This window comes from Labrys sp. 22185 (assembly GCF_052045555.1).
GTDB lineage: Bacteria > Pseudomonadota > Alphaproteobacteria > Rhizobiales > Labraceae > Labrys > Labrys neptuniae.
Map to the genome: position 1 here is coordinate 40525 of NZ_JBQEPH010000024.1, position 20392 is coordinate 60916.

Annotated in this window: 17 protein-coding genes; 6 read left to right on the top strand and 11 right to left on the bottom strand. The window is 64.3% G+C overall.

Going from position 1 to position 20392, the window contains the following annotated elements; all coding sequences use genetic code 11:
* The first annotated feature begins 22 nt into the window (after window positions 1-22).
* A complete protein-coding gene (locus tag ACTJKX_RS29735) occupies window positions 23-1669 on the top strand; it encodes an AMP-binding protein (RefSeq protein WP_367625087.1) in 1647 nt (548 codons plus the stop codon).
* A gap of 77 nt (window positions 1670-1746) precedes the next feature.
* Here the strand turns inward: ACTJKX_RS29735 and ACTJKX_RS29740 are convergent, their stop codons facing one another.
* From ACTJKX_RS29740 to ACTJKX_RS29760, 5 genes are all read right to left on the bottom strand, one after another.
* On the bottom strand, window positions 1747-2988 hold the full coding sequence (locus ACTJKX_RS29740) for an amidohydrolase family protein (RefSeq protein WP_394314585.1): 1242 nt from the start codon (window positions 2986-2988) through the stop codon (window positions 1747-1749).
* 2 nt (window positions 2989-2990) lie between these two features.
* Window positions 2991-4514, bottom strand: coding sequence for a gamma-glutamyltransferase family protein (locus ACTJKX_RS29745; protein ID WP_440727466.1), 1524 nt, complete (start codon window positions 4512-4514; stop codon window positions 2991-2993).
* Between the two features lie 567 nt (window positions 4515-5081).
* Window positions 5082-5357, bottom strand: a complete 276-nt coding sequence (sciP, locus tag ACTJKX_RS29750) for a CtrA inhibitor SciP (protein ID WP_068297942.1) — start codon at window positions 5355-5357, stop codon at window positions 5082-5084.
* Window positions 5358-5486: 129 nt separating this feature from the next.
* The gene (locus ACTJKX_RS29755) at window positions 5487-6773 is read right to left on the bottom strand and encodes a chloride channel protein (RefSeq protein ID WP_415085038.1); all 1287 of its coding nucleotides are present in this window, start codon (window positions 6771-6773) and stop codon (window positions 5487-5489) included.
* A 136-nt stretch (window positions 6774-6909) separates the two neighbouring features.
* The gene (locus tag ACTJKX_RS29760) at window positions 6910-7689 is read right to left on the bottom strand and encodes a class I SAM-dependent methyltransferase (protein WP_440727467.1); all 780 of its coding nucleotides are present in this window, start codon (window positions 7687-7689) and stop codon (window positions 6910-6912) included.
* Between the two features lie 171 nt (window positions 7690-7860).
* Between ACTJKX_RS29760 and ACTJKX_RS29765 the strand changes: the two genes are divergently transcribed.
* Together ACTJKX_RS29765 and ACTJKX_RS29770 are read left to right on the top strand one after the other, a co-directional pair.
* A complete protein-coding gene (locus tag ACTJKX_RS29765) occupies window positions 7861-8724 on the top strand; it encodes an alpha/beta fold hydrolase (RefSeq protein ID WP_394314589.1) in 864 nt (287 codons plus the stop codon).
* Between the two features lie 229 nt (window positions 8725-8953).
* Window positions 8954-10525 carry a serine hydrolase gene (locus ACTJKX_RS29770; RefSeq protein ID WP_440727468.1) on the top strand — a complete coding sequence of 524 codons (1572 nt, stop codon included), beginning with the start codon at window positions 8954-8956 and terminating at the stop codon, window positions 10523-10525.
* Between the two features lie 248 nt (window positions 10526-10773).
* Here ACTJKX_RS29770 and ACTJKX_RS29775 read toward each other — a convergent pair whose 3' ends face one another.
* Together ACTJKX_RS29775 and ACTJKX_RS29780 are read right to left on the bottom strand one after the other, a co-directional pair.
* On the bottom strand, window positions 10774-11634 hold the full coding sequence (locus tag ACTJKX_RS29775; RefSeq protein ID WP_367625095.1) for a DMT family transporter: 861 nt from the start codon (window positions 11632-11634) through the stop codon (window positions 10774-10776).
* A gap of 26 nt (window positions 11635-11660) precedes the next feature.
* A complete protein-coding gene (locus tag ACTJKX_RS29780; protein WP_440727484.1) occupies window positions 11661-12218 on the bottom strand; it encodes a GNAT family N-acetyltransferase in 558 nt (185 codons plus the stop codon).
* Window positions 12219-12310: 92 nt separating this feature from the next.
* Here ACTJKX_RS29780 and ACTJKX_RS29785 point away from each other — a divergent pair, with 92 nt between their 5' ends.
* Window positions 12311-13717 carry a PLP-dependent aminotransferase family protein gene (locus ACTJKX_RS29785; RefSeq protein ID WP_440727469.1) on the top strand — a complete coding sequence of 469 codons (1407 nt, stop codon included), beginning with the start codon at window positions 12311-12313 and terminating at the stop codon, window positions 13715-13717.
* 8 nt (window positions 13718-13725) lie between these two features.
* On the opposite strand, the gene ACTJKX_RS29790 is transcribed toward ACTJKX_RS29785, so the two are convergent.
* The 3 genes from ACTJKX_RS29790 to ACTJKX_RS29800 form a co-directional block, all read right to left on the bottom strand.
* The gene (locus tag ACTJKX_RS29790; protein WP_440727470.1) at window positions 13726-14517 is read right to left on the bottom strand and encodes a metal ABC transporter permease; all 792 of its coding nucleotides are present in this window, start codon (window positions 14515-14517) and stop codon (window positions 13726-13728) included.
* Window positions 14518-14638: 121 nt separating this feature from the next.
* Window positions 14639-15427, bottom strand: a complete 789-nt coding sequence (locus ACTJKX_RS29795; RefSeq protein WP_367625099.1) for a metal ABC transporter ATP-binding protein — start codon at window positions 15425-15427, stop codon at window positions 14639-14641.
* Entirely contained in the window at window positions 15424-16302 is an 879-nt protein-coding gene (locus ACTJKX_RS29800) for a metal ABC transporter solute-binding protein, Zn/Mn family (protein ID WP_440727471.1), read from the bottom strand. The genes ACTJKX_RS29795 and ACTJKX_RS29800 overlap by 4 nt, the downstream gene beginning before the upstream one ends.
* Before the next feature lie 246 nt (window positions 16303-16548).
* Between ACTJKX_RS29800 and ACTJKX_RS29805 the strand changes: the two genes are divergently transcribed.
* Window positions 16549-18594 (top strand): DUF4139 domain-containing protein, encoded by a 2046-nt coding sequence (locus ACTJKX_RS29805; RefSeq protein WP_440727472.1) that lies wholly within the window; start codon window positions 16549-16551, stop codon window positions 18592-18594.
* Window positions 18595-18857: 263 nt separating this feature from the next.
* Window positions 18858-19442: a class I SAM-dependent methyltransferase gene (locus ACTJKX_RS29810; protein ID WP_311932811.1), complete on the top strand. Its 585-nt coding sequence runs from the start codon at window positions 18858-18860 to the stop codon at window positions 19440-19442.
* A 28-nt stretch (window positions 19443-19470) separates the two neighbouring features.
* Here ACTJKX_RS29810 and ACTJKX_RS29815 read toward each other — a convergent pair whose 3' ends face one another.
* Window positions 19471-20358, bottom strand: coding sequence for a cupin-like domain-containing protein (locus ACTJKX_RS29815; RefSeq protein WP_394314599.1), 888 nt, complete (start codon window positions 20356-20358; stop codon window positions 19471-19473).
* Between the last annotated feature and the right edge of the window lie 34 nt (window positions 20359-20392).

Below are 20392 nucleotides of genomic sequence, written 5' to 3' on the forward strand. Positions count from 1 at the left end.
GTTGGCGGCCTATGACGGAGACATGAAACCGCATGTCGGGGAGGTGCCCTACAGATTGCTGGGCGACATGATCGTCCAGAGTGCGCGCGAGACCCCGCGCAAGACCGCCTACACCTGCGTCATGCCCAACGGAATGCATGGCTCGCTGAGCTTTGCCGAGGCCGATCGACTGTCGGATCAGTTCGCCGCCTATCTCCACGCCGAGCTGAAACTGCCGCCGGGCTCGCGCGTGGCCATCCAGGCGCCCAATGGGCTTGCCTATCCGGTGGTCGCTTTCGGCGTGTTCAAGGCAGGCTGCGTACTGGTCAACGTGAACCCGCTCTACCTGGCCGAGGAGGCGGGCGCTGTCTTCGCCGATGGCGGCATTTCGGTGCTGGTGGTGATCGACATGTTCGCCGACCGCACCGCCAAGACCCTCGCAACGGTGAAGGTGCCGCATGTGGTCCTGATCGGCGCGGCCGAATTCTTCCCGGGCTGGCCGCGTACCGTGATCGGCCTGGTGCAGAAACATGTACGCAAGGAGATTCCCGCCGCGACTTTCCCGCATATCCGCCTCAGGCAGGCCCTGGCACTCGGCCAGGCCAAGCTCGCGCGTGGCTTGAAGGTCGCGGACATCACCGCCGGCATGGACGCCTCGGCCACGGCCTGCCTGCAATATACCGGCGGCACCACCGGGGTGAGCAAGGGTGCCATGCTTACCCACCGCAACCTGGTCATGAATGTCCTGCAGGTGCTGGCCTTCGGGGGCGGCGCCTTCACGCGGGACGATGTGATCATGACGGCGCTGCCGCTCTATCACATCTTCGCCTTCACCGTGAATTTCCTCACCTTCACGGCGCGCGGCGCCCATGTGCTGATGGTGCCCAATCCGCGTCCCCTGAGCAATCTGCGCAAGGCTTTCGAGAAATATCCGGTCAGCTACATCACCGGCGTCAACACGCTCTATAACGGCCTGCTGAACGAGGCCTGGTTCACCGCCATGCCCAAGCCCCATCTCAGGGTTTGCATCGCCGGCGGCACGGCCCTGCAGGCTGCGGTGGCCGAGCGCTGGCACAAGGCCGTCGGCGTGCCGGTGGGGGAGGGCTACGGTCTGACCGAAACGTCGCCCGTCGTCTGCTTCAACCCGTTCGGGTCGGGGCATAATGGGGCTGTCGGCGTTCCCTTGCCGGATACCGATGTCAAATGTGTCGATGACGATTTCAACGAGGTGGCGCTCGGAATGCCCGGCGAACTCGCCGTGCGCGGGCCGCAGGTGATGGCCGGCTATTGGCGCCGCCCGGACGAGACGGCCAAGGTGATGCGCGGCGATTGGATCCTCACCGGCGACATCGCCGTGATGGATCAAGCGGGCTATTTCCGCATCGTCGACCGGCGCAAGGACATGATCCTGGTTTCGGGCTTCAACGTCTTCCCCAATGAGGTGGAGGATGTGCTGGCCAAGATGCCGGGTATCAAGGAAGCAGCGGTGATCGGCGTGCCAGACGGCGCGGCCGGCGAAGCACCCAAGGCCTTCGTGGTCAGGAGCGATCCCGCTTTGACGGTCGAGGCGGTGCGCGCCTATGCCAAGCAGCATCTCACCGGCTACAAGGTACCGAAATTCGTGGAATTCAGGGACGACCTGCCGAAATCCAATGTCGGCAAGATCCTGCGCAAGGACCTGCGAGGCTAGCAACAAGCGTTTCGGTCCAAATGCGGTTTGCTCCAACTGGGGAATTCGACTGCCTCTGGCGTTGCAGCCCGGCGACATCAGTAATCTCGACGAATGATCTCCGGCCTCGTCGTACGGAATGTCGGGCGACCGCGCTTCCAGCCTCGTATCACGCGGCTGTTCTCACGTATCGCCTGTTCGGGCGTCACGCAGTCGATCAGTACGATGTCGGCTGCCGCTCCAACCGATAGGCCGGATGCGCGCCGCATTCCGCGCGCTGCAAGGGGACCGATCATGTCGAATACGAGCCGCAGATGCTCGGTGCGCGAAAGTTGAACGACATTGGCATAGAGGTTCGCCATGCGGAGGAGTGAGGCATCGCCAAATGGCGTGAAGGGGTTGAGAATATTGTTGGTGGCGATCGAGGCATTCACGCCCCTCAAGGCCAGAATATGAGTCGGAGCGACCCCACGCGGCACCAGTCGCTCATACTCGCGGCCATTTAGGAACAGGTCGGTGGCTGGTAGGGCCACCACTGCAATACCGGCCTCCCGGAGCCCTGTCGCGATCGCTTCAACCTCATGCGACGGCCGCGCCGAAAGGCTCGTCATGTGTCCGAGCGAAACGCGCCCCTGCCAACCGCGTCGTATCGTTTCCTTCAGGACGACGGGCAGATTGCTCTTTTCGGGTGCGAGATCGAAATCGAGATGGAAGTCGGCAGCGACGCCGTGCGCTTGCGCGAGGTCGAAGATCAGGCTGATTTGTCCAGCCGGATCGGGATCGGTGTAGGGAGCGCCACCCACCAGATCCGCTCCGCCCGCCAGGGCCTCGTTCAACAGACCTAGCGTTTCCGGCTCGTTGGTGAGCCCTTCCTGCACGAAGGCGCAGATCTCGATATCGATGGCGAACGCGTAATCCCGGCGAACGCGTTTGACGGCTTCGAAGGAGCGCAAGCCGGCGCGCGGATCGACCTCGACGAAGCTGCGCATCGCCATGGTGCCTTGTATGATGGCCTGCTCGACGACGCGAGCGGCCCGTGCATAGACATCCGCCTCGGTGAAGGACGCCTTGGCTCTTGCCGTCTCGCGCACCGCCTCCGCCAAGGTACCCTCGCAGATGCGGCAGCGATCGAGGATACAGGCCTTGTCCAGATGGATGTGGCTGTCGACGAAGCCGCCGCAAGCCAGCGCACCTTCAGCGTCGACAATTTCAACCGCTTCACAGCGAAGTTCTCGCCCGATCGCGGCGATCGCCTCATCCCGTATCGCCAAGTGGACCGGTTCCTCACTGGTCGGCAGGCGGGCATTGCGGATAAGCAGGTCGGCTGGGAGAATGTTCATCGTCAAAGACCGATCGCCCCGCCATCGCTGCGCGGATCATGTGCAGCGATGATCGTCCCGTCGGGGCGGAGGCGAATGATGCCGGCATGTCCGCCGAGTTGGCTGAAGGGTTCGATCCGGCCCACCTGATGTCCCCTGTCCGCAAGCTCGGCAAGGAGCGAGCCTCCGGCATGGGCCTCTATCTTCAGGCTGTCGCGACTGTCCGAGAAGGTGCGTCCCAGAAGGAAACGCGGCCGGGATAGCGCCGCAAGCGGATCGAGCCCGTGGTCGATCAGCAGCGACAGCAGCAGAGCGAGGGTCTGCGGCTGTCCGTCGGCGCCTTGAGTGCCGTAGAGCAGGCAAGGACGCCCGTCCTTCAAGGCGATACCGGGGTTCAACGTGTAGAAGGGACGCTTGCCGGCCCTGATGCAGTTCGGGCTCGCCGGATCGAGGCTGAAGGCCGCGCCGCGGTTCTGCCACAGGATGCCGGTGTCGCCGGCGACGACGCCGCTGCCCCAGTCGAAATAAAGGCTCTGCAGCATGGCGACGCTCCTGCCCGCGCTGTCCGTCGCCGCCAGGAAGGCCGTGTCGGCGGTCTGGAACGGTTGCGGCCAAGGCAACGCCCTGTCGAGCTCGATCGAGCGTGCCTTCGCAGCCAACCGGCGCCCATCGAGCAACCGCGCGATATTCACATCCGTGAAGGTGGGATCGGCGATCGATGGGCGATCGAGGAAAGCCCGTTTCACGGCTTCCACGAGGAGGTGATAGAATTCGGCCGAGGCAGGGTCGAGCCGGCCCAGATCGAAGGAAGACAAGACGCCCATGATGGCAAGCGTCGTCGCGCCTTGCGTCGGCGGCGGCGGCGCAAGAAGGGTCACGTCGCGATAGCGTTGCATAAGCGGCTGCTCACGGAGTGTGCGGGTGCTGGTGAGATCCGCGGCAGTCAGGGGTGAACCGGCGGCCCGGAGGCCCGACGCGATGCGCGCGCCCAGCTCGCCTTCGTAAAACTCGCGCACGCCGCGATCGGCTATGGCGCGCAGCGAACTCGCCAAAGCCGGCTGGCGCTGTATGCCGTCCCGGGAGAAGATCTCTTGGAAGCCAGGCCATTGCGTGACCTCGCTTGCGCGGAAACGATGCCAGAATTCTTGAGAAGGACTGACGTCGAAGCCGTCCTGTGCCAGCGCGACGGCGTCGTCGAGCAGGCCGGTGATGGACAATCGGCCCTGCCAGTGGCTGTGGGAGTAGTCGAGGACTTGTCCCCAACTGTCGACGAGGCACGCCGTCGTCATGGCCGAAAGCGGCCCGCGGAGCGGGATGGCAGGCAGATCGGGGATGAACCTCGCCGCCTGGCCAATACCCAGGAAGACGGTGGCAGAGCCCGCGCGATCGGCAACAAGCCAAACCGCGTCTCCGCCGAGACCACAAAAATGTGGATAGAGGACCGAGAGTGCCGCACTCGCGGCAACCAGCGCCTCGATGGCATTGCCCCCCTGTTCGAGGACCTTTGCCCCGGCCTCTGTGGCGAGCCAGTGCGGCGCGACGACCATGCCCCCGCTCGACGTCGCGTTCACGCTAGGCCTTTGCCGTGGGACGGTCTTCATGCAATCGCCGCGATTGTGTGAACAGACCTCCAGTCAAGCAAGTTCCGGGCCATCTCTGGCGTAGGCGCGTCCGAACTCTTCCAGGCCCCGACGTCGGTGCACCGGCGGAAATCCCGGCGATGGGCAGACGACAGCGAAGCGTTCGCAGCGCTGGACAGGCCAACCCAAGGCGTTCGGACGTTGTCTATTCGTGGCGTCCGTCCTCGCTTCCGATCGGCCGGCCTGAGCGCTTTAAAGAGCGGGCGAGGACGCCAGCGTTTCCAGGAAGGCCATGTCCAGGAAGGTCATGCTTCGCCCGGTCGGCATCGTCGAGCCTTGGTATGACGCCAAGACCCTTTGTGCGGGGAGCATGAACCCGATCTCGCAGATCAACAGGCTATTATAGGCCGTGGAGATGTGGCGCGCCGCGCGACAAAAAAGAGCAGATTGCGGCTTTTGATCATCGCAACCTGCTCTTGGACTGTCGTATCCGCAGCAAGCGGAAAGAGCAGGCCGGAAGGCCTGATCCCGAGTCTACTGACGATAATGCTGGATGCGCGTGGTACGCAAACCCGCCAGGCCGTGGCGGTCGATCGAGGCCTGCCAGGACAGGAATTCCTCGGTGGTCAGCACATAGCGGTTGCAGGCCTCCTCGAGGCTCAGAAGTCCGCCGCGCACGGCGGCCACCACTTCTGCCTTGCGCCGGATCACCCAGCGCTGGGTACCGGGAGGCGGCAGGTCCGCAACGGTCAGGGGGCTGCCGTCGGGGCCAATGACATATTTCACCCGAGGGCGAAGAGTTTCGGTCATGGGTACGCTCACACAATTCGAATGACCATGTGAGCTGCAGGCTAGGAGGCCCCGCTTAAAAATTGTTGAAGGAAATTCAGAAAAGTCATTGATCTCGCTTCGATCATTACAATTCGGCAACAAGCTGAATCAGGCCTTAACTTCATTGTCGTCTGTCCGGTTGCCAGGCGCCAGGAAGGGCTTGGCCAGGGCGTGGTAGAGCTTTTCCCGGCAGATGAGGGCCGAGACCCCGTCGGCAATGATGGCGGCCGCGAGCAGGGGCAGCACCATGGCGCGGCTGTCCGACATTTCCGAAATGATGATGACGGCGGTGAGCGGAGCCCTGACCACACCGACGAAATAGCCGATCATGCCGAGAAGCACGATGGCGCCGAGCGGCTGATCGGGAAAGGCGAGGGCGATCAGATTGCCGACCCCCGCACCCGTGGCGAGCGAGGGTGCGAAAATCCCGCCCGGCACGCCGGACAGCACGGTGATCAGGCTCGAGAGGAACTTGGCCGGCCCGAACCAGAGGGGCTCGGCGTGGGATTCCACCAGCCGGCGGGCGACCTCATAGCCCGTGCCCCAGGTCGCGCCCTGGCTGAGAACGCCGAGGATCGCAACCAGGAGGCCGCAGACCAGGGCAAGGCGGATAGGGCGACGACGTAGCGCTGCAATCGGGGCGAGCGCCGTGGCGCCGAAGGCCAGGATCGCCCGCGAGAACAGGCCGCCGGTGATGCCGCCGATCACGCCGGCCAGCGGCGCGATGAGCAGGGCGGCGCCGAGCGGCAGCGCTTCGTGCACGGACCCGAAATAGATGTAGTCGCCGGCAATGCCCAGACTGACCAGGCCCGAGATCATCACGGCCGCCATGGCCAGCAGAGCGAGGCGCTGGTGGTAGGAGGCCGCGAGTTCCTCGATGGCGAAGGCGATGCCGGCGAGCGGTGTGTTGAAGGCAGCGGAAACCCCTGCCGCCCCACCGGCAATGATCACCGCGGGCGACAGGTCGATCTTCAGCAGGCGATGCATGAATGCCATGATTGCGGCGCTGATCTGCACCGTTGGTCCCTCGCGACCGACCGAAGCGCCGACCAGGATGGCGCCGACCGTCGCCGCGAATTTGAAGACGGCGACCTTCATGGAGATCAGGCCGGTTGCAACGGCATGACGGGGATCGCGGGCGCCGGCACTTATCTGGGGAATGCCGGAGCCCCGCGCTGCGGGCGCGAAACGACGTGTGAGCCAGGCCAGGAGAGCGAGCCCGAGGGGCGTCACCACCAGTGGCGCATAGGGAGCTTTGGCGACCATCAGCTCGAACAGCTTCGCGGCCTGGTCGGCTGTCCAGGTGAAGGCAAGGGCGACGAGGCCGAGAACGACGGCACCGATGGTCGTGGCGGTGCGGCGACGCAGCAATATTGGAAGATCGTCAGGAATCATCGGGAAAGCAAAGTCCTTTGCGTCCCTTCTACACCGCCGGGGCCTTGCGACGGCAAGCAAGAATGGCGGATCGTTCTGCAAGGCGCCCTGGCTGGCGCGGGCTGGGGGCAAATTGCCCCTCACCCTGTCATTTCCACTAATCCCTCGCCCGTTCGGCGCTGATGATCCAGGCGCGCGAGTCGAAAAGCACGCCCTCGGCCGTCATATGGGCGTCCAGCAGATCTCGAAGTCGCTGCAGGGGCTGGTCCGGTGGTTCGTCGGTGCGCGCAAGCGTGTCCTTCACCAGATAGAGGCCAGTGATGGCATCGAAGGCGGCGTCGACATTCGGCCCGTAGAAGACCGGTTCTTTCACTTCGGTGAAATCGATCGAGGTAAAGCCGGCGGTGTCGAGAAGCGCCGTGGCCACGGCAGGGTCGCCGAGTGAAAACGGCTTGCCGGCATCGACGGAAATCGCCCCTCCCGGAGCCAGCGCCTGCCTGATGGCGCCCGACCAGGTGTTGCGCTCCTGACTCTGCCACACCATCCACGCAAGGCGCGCGCCGGGGCGCAGGGCCCGCGCGATATTGGCAAAGGCTGCGGCCGGATCGGCAAAGAACATCACACCGAACCGGCTGATGCACAAATCGAAGCCGGCAGCCGGAAAGGCATGGTGCTGGGCGTCGCCCTGTTCGAACGCGACGTTCCTCAGGCCCGCTTCCAGGCAGCGTTGTCGCGCTATCGCGAGCATCTCGGCAGACGTATCGACGCCGACAACGCCCGCTTCCACCGCGATACCGGCGGCTTCGCGCGTAGTCTGGCCGGCGCCGCAACCGATATCGAGCACCCGGTCGCCTGGCCCGACCCTGGCAGCGTCCCGTAAATGGCGATTATGCCGGGACAATTCCGCATCGTAGAAATCGGCACAGTCCAACGCCATGAGGTCCATCCGGTTCTGTCGTGGCTATGAGAAGCCCATCCCACCGCCGAATTGTCCGGTCAGCCCGACGGCTGGAGCATACCGGGTCCTTCGTCACAAACTGATTGCATAATAGGATCAGATATGCAATGTCGAATCCAGTTGCGATGTGCAAGCAGAAGGATCGTGTTCATGGAATGGGCTGGATCATCCCACGTCACCGAGAAATCGGTCGAAGTCAAAGGCGCGCAGCTTCAGACGCAGGCTTTCGGCACGCCGTCCAGCCCGCCCATCGTGCTGGTCATGGGGATGATGTCCTCGATGCTGTGGTGGCCGGAGAGATTCTGCCGGGAACTGGCCGCCCAGGGGCGTTACGTGATCCGATACGACCAGCGCGATACCGGCCTCGCCACCCACTATCCGCAAGGCGAACCCGGTTACTCTTCCAGCGATCTGGCCGACGACGTCATGGCGGTTCTCGACGGCTATGGCCTGGAAGCGGCGCATCTGGTCGGCATGTCGATGGGTGGTTTCGTCGCGCAGGAGACCGCATTGCGCCATTCCCGCCGCGTGCTTACGCTCACGCTGATCAGCACCTCGCCGCTCGCGGTCGAGGGACTGCCACCTTCGACCAAAGCCTATCGGGAGCATTCCGCGGCGGGCGAGGCAGTCGACTGGTCCGATCTCGGGGCCATCGCCGATTTCCTGCGCCGCGATGCTGCCATGCTCGCCGGCACCAGGCATCCGCATGATGCCGAATCCGTCAGTGCGCTGATTGCGCGCGACATGGCTCGGGCGCCGTCATTTGCAAGCGCCACCAACCATTTCGCGCTGGTGGGCGGGGAGGAACCCGCAAGGCTGAAAGCCTCCGATCTCACGATAGCGGTTCTTGCGATCCACGGTACGGCCGATCCCTTGTTTCCCATTGCCCATGGAGAGGCCTTCACCAAGGCCGTGCCGAATGCGCGGTTGCACCGGATCGAAGGCGGCGGGCACGAAATCCACGACCGGGACATCGACGAGATGGTGCAAGCTATCGCCCATCATGCGACATAACGCATGTCCGGGAGGGCAGTCGCACCCATCTTTCACGCGTTGAATTCGTAGTAAATTTCGTACAGCGAACCGTGCTGATCGAATACAGCTTGGCGGGCTATTTCACGCTGGCAAAAATAAACTGAAAAGGGCAGGGTGGTCGGAGTCTTTCTCATGTCATCGGAAGAATTCGGCGATGCCTATATGTCACCAGGGTAGTAAAGTTCGCTCTCGGTTGCGGCATTCGCTGATGACAGCCGTCGTCGCCGGTTCGACGATGCTGTCGGCTATGGCGGTCGCTCAGTCGCTCAAGCCTGAAATCGGGCCGTCGCCGCCCGAAGATGCCATGCCGCTCTACAAGGGCGGCGTCGAGAAGGCGATCGCCGGCTTGCCTGAGATCGTTCGTGAGGTCAGGGCTCAGTCACATGTCCCCGGTATCGCCGTGGCGGTCGTGCACGGCGGCAAGACCGTGTTCGCAAAGGGATACGGCGAACGCGTCAAGGACGACAAAACCCAGCTGGTCGATGAATTCACGGTGTTCCAGGTCGCGTCGGTCTCCAAGTCCATTTCCGCCACGATCGCCGCGATCGCGATGACCAAGGGCACCATGGCCGGCAAGGCCATCAGTTGGGACGATCGCGTCCGCACCTATCTGCCCGACTTCCTGCTTGGCAACGACTATGTCTCGAATCAGGCCACCATAGGGGATTTCTTCGCCCATCGTTCGGGCCTGCCGGAAGCGGCCGGGGACGATCTGGAGGATCTTGGCTTTGAGCGGAGGGACATCATCCCGCGACTCCGGCTGATGCCGCTCGACCCCTTCCGGACCTCCTATCATTACGCCAATTACGGTACGACGATCGGGGCCGAGGCAGTCGCCGCCGCCATGGGCGAGCGCTGGGAGGCCCTGGCCGATCGGCTGCTCTTCCAGCCTCTGGGCATGCGGTCGACCAGCTATCTTCACAAGGATTTCCTGGCACAACGGAACCGTGCCGTTCTGCATGCCTTCGAGGGTGGTGAGTTCAAGGCCCGCTATGATCGCGATCCCGACCAGCAGGCGCCGGCGGGCGGGGTTTCCTCCAATGTCACGGAACTGGCGAAGTGGCTGCAATTGCTGCTCGCGGGCGGCAAATATGGCGGCGAAACGCTGATGGCGCCCAAGGCCATCCTGCCGGCGCTGACGCCCCAGGCGGTGGGCGGGCGCGGCGAGACGCTCGATGCGCGCACCAGCTTCTACGGCTATGGCTTCAATGTGAACGTCAATGCCAATGGTCGGACCTCCATGGGCCATTCGGGCGCGTTCCTGCTCGGGGCGGGCACCACCTTCCAGATCCTGCCTTCGGCCGATGTCGGCATCGTGGTCCTGACAAATGGCGCGCCGGTCGGCGCCGCCGAGGCCATCGCGGCCCGCTTCATGGACATCGTGCAATATGGCGAGGAAACGCGGGACTGGTATGCCCTCGCGCATCGGCACATGATGGGCTTTTTCAAGCCGATCGGCGACCTCGTGGGCAAGACGCCGCCAGCCCATCCCAGACCTGCCAGGCCGCTTGCCAGTTACGCCGGCGCCTATGCAAGCCCTTATTTCGAGGTTGGTACGGTACAGGTCGAGGGTGACCATCTGGTGCTGCTGCTCGGCCCGCGCCCGATGAAATTCCCTCTCCGCCACTGGGATGGCGATGTCTTTGCCTTAAAGCCCGACGGCGAGAATGCGCCGGAGGGTTCCTTGTCTTCAGTCAAGTTCCAGGGCGAGGGAAGTGGCCCGAGGACGATGGTGGTCAACTACCTGAATGCCGAGGGCCAGGGCAGTTTCAGCCGATGATCGTCTCTCCGTTCCCGCTCTGACCGCCCCAAAAAGCCCGCTCGACAGCGGGCCTATACCGTTTTGCTCTGGAGCATCGTCCCGAAAAGTGGACACCGGTGTTCGGCAGGACCGATGCGACAACAAGAAACGACAGCATCAGACTCGATTCCGAAATCGAGTCTGATGCTGTCGGTACGAAAATCACGCTTTCCGGGGCATACCGCCGCGGGGGAAGCGGCGGGATCGTGTCGGCCATGGCGCGCGCATCAGGCATAACGCTTGGCGCCGGCGACGCAGATCACCACGCCGGCGGCCACGGCCCACACCGCTAGGCCGACCTGTTCGTGCAGCAGCAAGGCCGCGAGAGCCAGCGACATGAAGGGCTGCAGCAATTGCAACTGGCCAACAGCGGCGATGCCACCCTGGGCAAGGCCACGATACCAGAACACGAAGCCGATCAGCATGGAGAACAGCGAGACATAGACGAGGGCCGAAAGGGCCGGCCAGCCGATGGCGCCGAGATCGGCAGGCAGCCACCAGATCGCCAGCGGCAGCATCACCGGCAGCGACAGGATGAGAGCATAGGAGATCACCTGCCAGCCGCCGAGATCGCGCGACAGCCGGGCGCCTTCGGCATAGCCGAGGCCGCACACCAGGATGGAGGCCACCATCAGCCCATCGCCCCAGGCATTGCCGGCGGCACCCTGGCTCAACGCATAGGCGGCCACCATGGCGGCCCCGGCGATCGAGAACACCCAGAAGCCCAGGCGAGGACGCTCACCACCCCGCAGCACGCCGAAAATGGCGGTGGCGAGCGGCAGGAGCCCGATGAAGACGGTGGCGCGCGAGGAGGTGATGCTTTGCAGGGCAAGCGCGGTCAGCAGGGGAAAGCCGACCACGCAGCCGATGGCGACCAGGCTCAAGGAACCCAGTTGCGAGGCACGTGGCCATTTCTGCTTGAGGACGACGAGGAGGGCGATGCCAAGGAGGCCGGCGATGGCGGCGCGGGCCGTGGTCAGGAAGAGCGGCGTCAGGTCATGCACCGCGACGCGGGTGGCCGGCAGCGATCCGGAGAAGATTGCCACGCCCAGGAAGCCGTTGAGCCAGCCTGCCGACTTGTCGTCCATTTTTGTTTCTTTCGTATTTCGTTTCGTCAGCCGGCAATGCCGCGGACATAGAATTTCGTGTCGACCGCCATGATCGGGAAGCTGGCGGGCAGATGGTGCCGGGCGATCTCGGCAAAGCCGTTCTTCTCGTAGAATCGGTGGGCAGCCAGGAATTTAGCCGTGGTTCCCAGGAAGACTTCCTCGACGCCGCGTTCGCGCGCTTCGGCCAGGAGATGGTCGAGCAGGCGCGAGGCCACGCCGTGAGGCCGGCCGCGATAGGGGGCGGCCACGAACATCTTGCGCAACGCGGCCTGTGGCCTGTCTGCCCGCCCTAGGTCGACATCCTTCATGCCGATATCCTTCATGCCGATATCCTTCAAGCCGATCGTGCCGATGACGGCTCCCTCATGCTCGGCGACCCAGAACCCGCCGCAGCCGGTCTGATAGAAGGCGTCGATCCCCAGCAGATCCGGCTGGTCGCCCGCCGTGATCTCGATGCCGAATTCCTCTCGCTGAATGGGGAGGATGACGCCGAGCACGCCATCCTGTCGGCCAGCTCGAATTGTCTGATCCTGATGGCAGTCGTCATGGGGAAACCTTCGAATATTTCGGTTTCTTGTCCCAGAACTGCGCTGGCGCCGACAGAGACAGGCCGGTACAATCGATCTGAACTGTACTGGGTCATGGAGAGGTACGGATGCTGGACCAAATCGGTGGTTCGACCCTGATCGAGGCGACGATGGCGGAGATACGCCGGCTGATTGCCATGGCGCCCGGCGCGCGCCTGCCTTCCATCCGCCGGCTGGCCGAACGGCAGGGCGTATCGAAATCGACCGTCGTCGAGGCCTATGACCGGCTGGTCGCGCAGGGCGCCGTGGCGGCGCGGCCGGGCTCGGGCTTTTTTGCTGCCGGTCGCATCCGCCCCTTCGCCTTGGTGGAGAGCGGACCGAGCCTTGACCGTGCCATCGATCCGCTCTGGATCTACCGGCAGTCCCTGACCCAGCAGACGAGTGCGCTGCATCCCGGCTGCGGTTGGCTGCCCGATTCCTGGCTGCCCGAGGACATGGTGCGGCGCGGGCTTCGTGCCGTGGCGCGCGACGAGAGCGCCAATATCTCGACCTATAGCGTGCCCCAGGGGCTGCGGCCGCTCCGCGAGCATCTGGCCCGCCGTTTCACGGAGCGGGGCCTGGAAGTGGAGCCTGCCGCCATTCTGCTGACCGATTCGGGCTCGCGCGCCATCGACCTGGTCTGCCGTTTCCTGATCCAGCCCGGCGACGTCGTGCTGGTGGACGATCCTTGCTATTTCAACTTCCAATCGCTGCTGCAGGCGCAGCGTGCCCGCATTATCGGTGTGCCCTACACCCGCCAGGGTCCCGATCTCGAGTATTTCGCCAGCCTGTGCGCCGAGCATCGTCCCAAGCTCTATCTGACCAATGCCGTCCTCCATAATCCCACCGGCGCGACGGTGAGCGTGGGAACCGCCCACCGCCTCTTAAAACTGGCCGAGCAGCATGATTTCATCCTGGTCGAGGACAATATCTTCGCCGATTTCGAAGCCCGGCCTTCACCGAGCCTGGCGGCGCTCGACGGTTTCGAGCGCGTCATCCATCTCGGCAGCTTCTCAAAGACGCTGACGGCGGCCTTGCGCTGCGGCTATATCGTGGCACGGGCCGACTGGATCGAAGGACTGACGGATCTGGCGCTCGCCACCGGCATCGGCTGCAGCGATGTCGCGGCCCAGACCACGCTGCGCCTGCTGACCGATGGCAGCTACCGTCGCCATCTCGACAGTCTGCGCCCGCGGCTGGCCAAGGCAATGGCCGCAACGGCGGAAAGACTGGAGGGCTGCGGGCTGCGCCTGTGGCTCGAGCCGCAGGCCGGCATGTTCCTGTGGGCCGAACTGCCCGAGGGCTTGGATTCGGCGGTGATCGCACGCAAGGCCCTGGAGCGGGACGTGGTGATGGCCCCCGGCAACGTCTTCAGCGTCTCGCGCAACGCCGCTCGCTTCCTGCGCTTCAACGTGGCCCAGTCGGCTGACAAGCGCATTTTCGATGTCCTCGCCGCAGTGATGGAGAAGACGGCAACACTGTCCGGGGGTGCGTGATCTCCTGTTCAGCGCCCGCGCTTGCGTGCCACAAGCCCCGCAGCGAGATAGGCGAGCGCTCCCAAGGCCGTGATCCAGAAACTGGTCGGCCAATCGGTATAGAAGGCCAGAATCAGGCCGATCCAGGCGATGGCGACCGCCAGGACCACGGAGATAATCAACCCTTGGCGGACCCGATGACTGATCCGCAATGCCGCCGCCGCAGGGGCGACCATCAGCGCGAAGACCAGCAGGACGCCGACGATCTGCATCGCCTCGGCGGTGGCCAGGGCGACGACCACCATGAAGAGGGCGGATATCAGGGATGTCGACACGCCCTTGGCCTCGGCGAGTTCGGGTTGCAGGCTGGCGAACAGGAGGGGCCGCCCGATGACGGCAAGACCGACCAGGCAGAGGAGGCCGAGGCTGGCCAGGATCCAGACCGTGGCGAGGCTGACGCCGAGTACATTGCCGAACAGCAGATTGGTCACCGCCCCGGCATAGGCCTTGTAGAAATACAGGAAGAGCAAGCCGATGCCGAGCGAGAGGGTGAGCACGATGCCGATGGCGACGTCGCGATGGGCGCGTTCCCCCAGCAGGCCGATGCCGATGCCGGCCAGGACGGTGAAGACGGTGAAGCCCACAAAGGGCGAGAGGCCGAGCAGCGCGGCGCCGGTCGCCCCGGGGAAGCCGACATGCGCCAGGGCATGGCCGGCGAAGGTCTCGCCGCGCAGCACCAGGAAATAGCCCACGATACCGGCGACGATCCCCACGATCGTGCAGGCCATGAAGGCGTTGCGCATGAACTCATACTCGAACATCGTGGGGCTTCTTTCCTGGGACCGCCGGCTTCCAGCCGGCTCATGGAACCGTATCGGTCAGGGGGTGGGAAGAGCCGGCTGGAAGCCGGCGGTCCCGGGAGGATGCCCGTGCTCCCAGGCGTCACCCATCATGCACGTGGCTTTCCAGCTCGCCTTCCTCGGCCATCACGAAGATGCGGCCATTGACGCGGGCGACGTGAATGGGCGTGCGATAGAGATCGGACAGGACATGGCGGTTGACGACTTCGTCGACGGTACCGATCGCGGCGCGGCCATGGCCGAGATAGAGCACCTGGTCGACGGCGTTGAGCAGCGGGTTGATCTCATGGGCGCAGAACAGCACCGCGATGCCGCGCTCCGAGGCGACCTCCTTGATCAGCTCGACGATACCGCGCTGATGGGCCGGGTCGAGACTGGCGAGTGGTTCGTCCATCAAGAGGAGCCTGGGATCGCCGATCAGGGTCTGGGCGATAAGCAGGCGCTGGCGCTCGCCGCCGGAAAGCTGGGAGATCGGCCGGCGGGCGAGATCGGCGGCGCCAACGCGCTCGATAGCGGCCCAGGCCGCTTCCTTGTCGGCCGCGGACGCGAAGGGCCAACCCCAGCGCGTGCCTTCGATGGCACCGAGCACGAGTTCGTAGCCGCTGAGGCCTGACAGCGCTGCGCTGCGCCGCATCTGCGGCATGTAGCCGATCTTGGGGTTGCCGCGCCGCGGCGCTTCGCCGAGCACGCTGATCCGCCCGGCCTGCGGGCTGACCAGGCCGAGTACGGCTCGCATCAGCGTGGTCTTGCCGGCACCGTTGGGGCCGAGCAGGCCGACGAAGCGGCCTTCGGCAATGGAAAAGGAGACGCTGGACAGGATCCGGCGCCTCCCGAGGGTCAGGCTGACTTTTTCGAAACCGACAGCACTCACTGCGTCAAACCGGAAAGGGCCAGATCGACCTGGCCGAGCTGTCCGTCGAACCAGGCCTGGATAGCGGTGCCAGCCGGCATGGTTTCGGTGACGCCCACCACCGCGACCTTGTGATCCCTGGCGATCTGCAGGAGCCGCTTCGTGGTCTCGTCGGTGACCTGATTGTTGTAGAACAGGATCTTGGCCGAGCCGTCCTTGAGACTGTTCTCGAAGGCGGCGACCTGGCTGGGGCTCGGCTCGCTGTCATTCATGATCGCGGTCTGGAAATCCTGGTTGAGCATCTTGAGGCCAAGGGCCTCCGCCATATAGCCGAAAACCGGCTCGGTGGCAGTCACCTGCGTGTCCTTGTACTTGGTCTTGATCGCATCGACCTGTTTCGTCAACTCGGAGAAGGAGGCTTCGAACTTGGCGAGATTGGCCTTGTAGTCGGCGGCGTGGCCAGCATCGCGCTTTTCGAGCTCGGCGGCCAGCGCCGTGGCCACGGCGGGGAACGTCTTCAGTTCGTACCACAGATGGGGATTGTCGCCCGCTTTGTGTCCGGTGAGCTCGGCGGCGACGATCGCTTTGCGATCGGGATTGGCGGAGGCGGAAAGCAGCTTGTCCATCCACGGATCATAGTCGGCGCCATTATAGACCACGATCGCGGCGGTCGAGAGCGCGCGCGCAGTGGAGGGGCTCGATTCGAACAGATGCGGATCGTCCTCGGGATTGGACAGGATGGAGGTGACCTCGACATGCACGCCCCCGATCTGGCTGGCGAGGTCGCCATAGAAATTCTCCGCGGCGACGACCTTGATCTTCTCGGCGGCGGTGGCCGGGTGGGGCATGATCGCTGCCGCGGCCATCAGGACGGCGGCAAACATCATCGAACGCATCGTGATCTCCATGACACTGGATAAGGATAGGCTGCAGGCCCATCGCAAAATCTGAAATGTTATAATGTAACAATCTCTGATTAGTCGGCAGGGCGAGGGATGTCAATCGCGTCCTGGTTGTCGGCGGTGCGAACGCCGGCCCACCACTGGTTGCGCTTGCCTGTAACCGCCGATACACCTCCGATAAGCCGCAAAGCTGCTACAACGGCATCGAGACCCGTCGCCGATCTCCCTTGAGGGCTTTTCATGCGTTCCCCCATTCTCCTCGTCCTGATGGCCACCACCATGCTTACCGGTACCGCTGAAGCCGCCGAACTCGTCCTCAAGCGTGCCGTGCTCGGCACCGGAGGCGTCGGCTATTTCGAGTATGCTGCCGAGGTCTCCGGCAAGGAGACGCTGACCCTGCGTGCCCGCCTCGACCAGGTCGACGACATCCTCAAGAGCGTACTGATTCTCGATCCGGCCGGTACCGGCTCGGCCACGCTGCCCGGCAAGGCCGGTGCGGACGAGACTTTCGCTTCCCTGCCTTTCGCGAAATCCGACCTCGACAGCATGCCCGCCCTGATCGCGGCGCTGAAGGGGGCCGAAATCAAGCTTTCCGGCCCGCGCAAGCTCGAGGGGCGCATCGCCAGCGTGCAGACGGAGACGGTGACCAGCAAGGACGGCGGCACCATGACCCGCACCCGTGTTTCCGTCTTCTCCGGCGCCGCCATCGAGCAGTTCATCCTGGAAGAGGCCGAAGGGCTGGAGTTCAAGGACGCCAGGCTCGGCGAACAGGTCGAGACGGCGCTGAAGGCCCTGCGCACGGCGCAGGACCGTTCCGGCCGCGACATTTCCATCCAGCTCGCCGAGGGCGGCAAGCGCACCGTGCGCATCGGCTATGTGGCGGAAGCGCCGGTCTGGAAGGCGGCCTACCGCCTGACCCTGCCTAAGGTCGACGAGGACAAGGCGCGCCTGCAGGGCTGGGTCGTCTTGGAAAACATGACGGGCAATCCCTGGAAGGACGTCGAGGTGACCTTGTCCTCGGCCTCGCCGGTGACCTTCCGCCAAGCGCTCTACGATCCCTATTACGTCACGCGCCAGACCATCGCGCCGCCAGTGAGCCGCACGGCCTTGCCGCGCACCGATGCCGGGCAACAGGGCGTGGCCGGTGCCGCTGCTGGCGAGGCCAGGGCCGAGACGATGTACGATTTGGCGGCACCAGCCCCAGCCGCCGCGCCCGCTCCGACCGCGCCGTCGGCGCGGCTTCGCAAGAACCAGGCTTTCCTTGGCCAGGGTGGCGGCGCACAGGAATTCAGGATGGCCGAGCCGCAGGAAGCCGGCAGCGCCGCCGAGGAGAATGCCGCCGGCGCCAGCTTCACTCTGTCGAAGCTGGTCAGCGTCGGCTCGGGCGAGAGCCTCACCATTCCCTTCGTCGATCTCAAAATGCCCTCGCAGGCCGTGGCCTGGTATCAGGGCGGCAGCCGCAATCCCTGGCAGGCGCTGACCTTGAAGAACGACGGCGCCACCTCGCTGCCCGCAGGCTCGGCCACCATCTATGAAGGCACCGAGGCCGGGCCTCTCTTCTCCGGCGAAGCCCAGTTCCCGCTGCTGCCGACCGGCGATTTCCGCCTGATCGGTTTCGGTGCCGACCAGAAGGTGCTGGTCGATTCGGAGTCGAGTTCGGCCAAGGCAATCACCAAGATCAAGGTGGTCGACGGTACGCTCCAGGTCGAGAGCCGCCTGCGCCAGACCACGACCTATCGGGTCAAGAACGGCGCTGGTGACCTGCGCCATATGGTGATCGAGCAGCCGCGGGTTGCCGACTGGACCCTGGTGGAGCCCAAGGCCGAGGAGGCCACCATCGCCGGCCAGGCCTATCGCATCCGCTTCGACGTCGAGGCGGGCAAGTCCAGGCAATACAAGGTCACGCTGGAACGGCCCGTGGTCGAGGCGATAGCGATTGCCGATGTCACCGGCGAGCGTATCCAGGCCCTGATGGCCGCCCCCGATCTCGATGCCGAGACCAAGGCCCGGCTTGCCACGGTTGCCGAGGCGGCCAAGGCGAGCGACGAGGCACAGGCCGCGACGAGCCGCCTCGAAGAACAGCGCGACGGCATCACCCAGGACCAGGAACGCATCCGCGAAAATCTCAAATCGGCACCGCAGGGTTCCGACCTCGCCCGGCTCTATTCGCAGAAGATGCTGGAACAGGAAAAGGCGCTCGACAAGCTCGATGGGGCGATCAAGGAGGCACGGGCCAAATATGAGGCGGCCCGCAAGATCCTCGGCGATCGCGTGAGGGCCCTGTAGCGTCGGGAGACAAGACCGGTCCCGCACCGGGGCCGGTCTATGCCGCTTTTTTGACGACCGCCGAAGGGGTGCAATGCTGGCTCAATGCAGCCGGGCAAAATGGTCGTGCCTGCCGGCGAAGATTGAGTCGCGTTCCGCCTCTCGATGTGATGGCAGGCACCGGCGGTGCAGGCATGATCGAGGCTGCATCCGTTTCGGCGGATGCATGGAGCCTGCCTCAGCCGCGATGCTCCATGTGGTCTCGATCGCGAGCGGACGATGGCATGACCATGCGTGACGTATTGCCCTTCTTGCGGGCCTTGAATTCCGATCCCCTCAGTGTGGGCGCCATCGCGCCTTCCGGGCCGGCCCTTGCCGAGCTGATCACCCGGGAGATCACCTCGTCCTCGGGACCTGTCGTCGAACTGGGGCCGGGTACGGGTGTCTTCACTCGGGCCCTGCTGGCGCGTGGCATACGGGAGGACGAGCTCACGTTGCTGGAGCGGGGCACCGAATTCGTCGAATTGCTGCGTGTGCGCTTTCCCCTGGCCCGCGTGCTGCAGGAGGATGCGGCCAGCCTGGGAGCGCTCGAGCTCTTCGGTGGGCCGATGGCTGGGGCGGTGATCAGCGGGCTGCCGCTCCTCAACCTGCCCCGGGACAAGGTTCGTGCCATACTGGCAGGCGCCTTCGAAATCCTGCGCCCGGGCGGCGCTTTCTATCAATTCACCTATGGCGCCCGCTGCCCCGTGCCGGGGCCGATGCTCGAAGAACTTGGCTTGCGGGCGGTCCGGATCGGCCGGGCCTTCGCCAACCTCCCGCCGGCCACGGTGTATCGGATCGGCCGCCGCGGAGCTTCTGCGCCGCGCTGATCTCGCGGCGCGCCAGCCGAATCTTGCCTCAGCGACCTACCAGCTTCTTGACCTGGCGGACACAACCGATGGTGGCGGCCTTGGAGCGGTCGACGATTGCCGAATGGCCCGGCGAACGGGGCTTCAAGCCCATGCGGCGCAAATAGTAATTGGCCCGGTAGACATCCTTGTATTTCCAGTTCGGAAATTCGAGGTTGAGCGACAGGCTGATCGAAATATTGTCGTGATTCTGCAGCCAATGCGCGCCGTGCGTAGGAATATGCACCGCGTCGCCGGGCTGCAGTGTGATTTTGCGCGCCTTCCGCTCGGCTTCCGGCTTGAAGGTGCCGGCCGTGGTCGTCACTGCGTAATAGCGCTCGAGCTCATCCTCGGTGGTGATGCTGCGATCCATCGGATCGCAGACCCAGATGTCCTTGGTGCCGTGAATCTGGGTGAGGACGTTGACCTCGGCATCGAAGTGATAGGGGGTCTTGCGCCGCGGCGAGGTGATGAAGATCAGCATTTCGGTGTTGCTGAGCAGCTTGGAGCCCTCGGGGCCGGCAATCTGGCGAATGAAGTCGTCGAATTCGTCCAGCAGCTTTTTGTAGCGCGGATCGATTTCGATGTGCTTCATCACCATCCAGGCACCGGCCGTCTCGATGCGGTCGATGACCTGGCGTACCGTCATGTCCGGCTTGGGGACCGAGCCCCATTTGTCGGTGATCGACAGGTCGCCGGCATCCCAATAGAGGTCGCCCGGACGTTTGGCCGCTTCTTCGGCCACATTCACCAGGGCGTCGATCGAAAACAGGGGATGGCTGGCCAGGGGGTGCTGCATCGAGAATGCGGCCTTGTGCAGCAGGCGGCGGCATTCCTCGAACGGTTCCACCGTCGACCATTGCTCCGAATGCTGAACAATAGATGGCTTCGTCAGCATGCCTTGTTTCCTCTGAATTGAGCAGAATGTATCA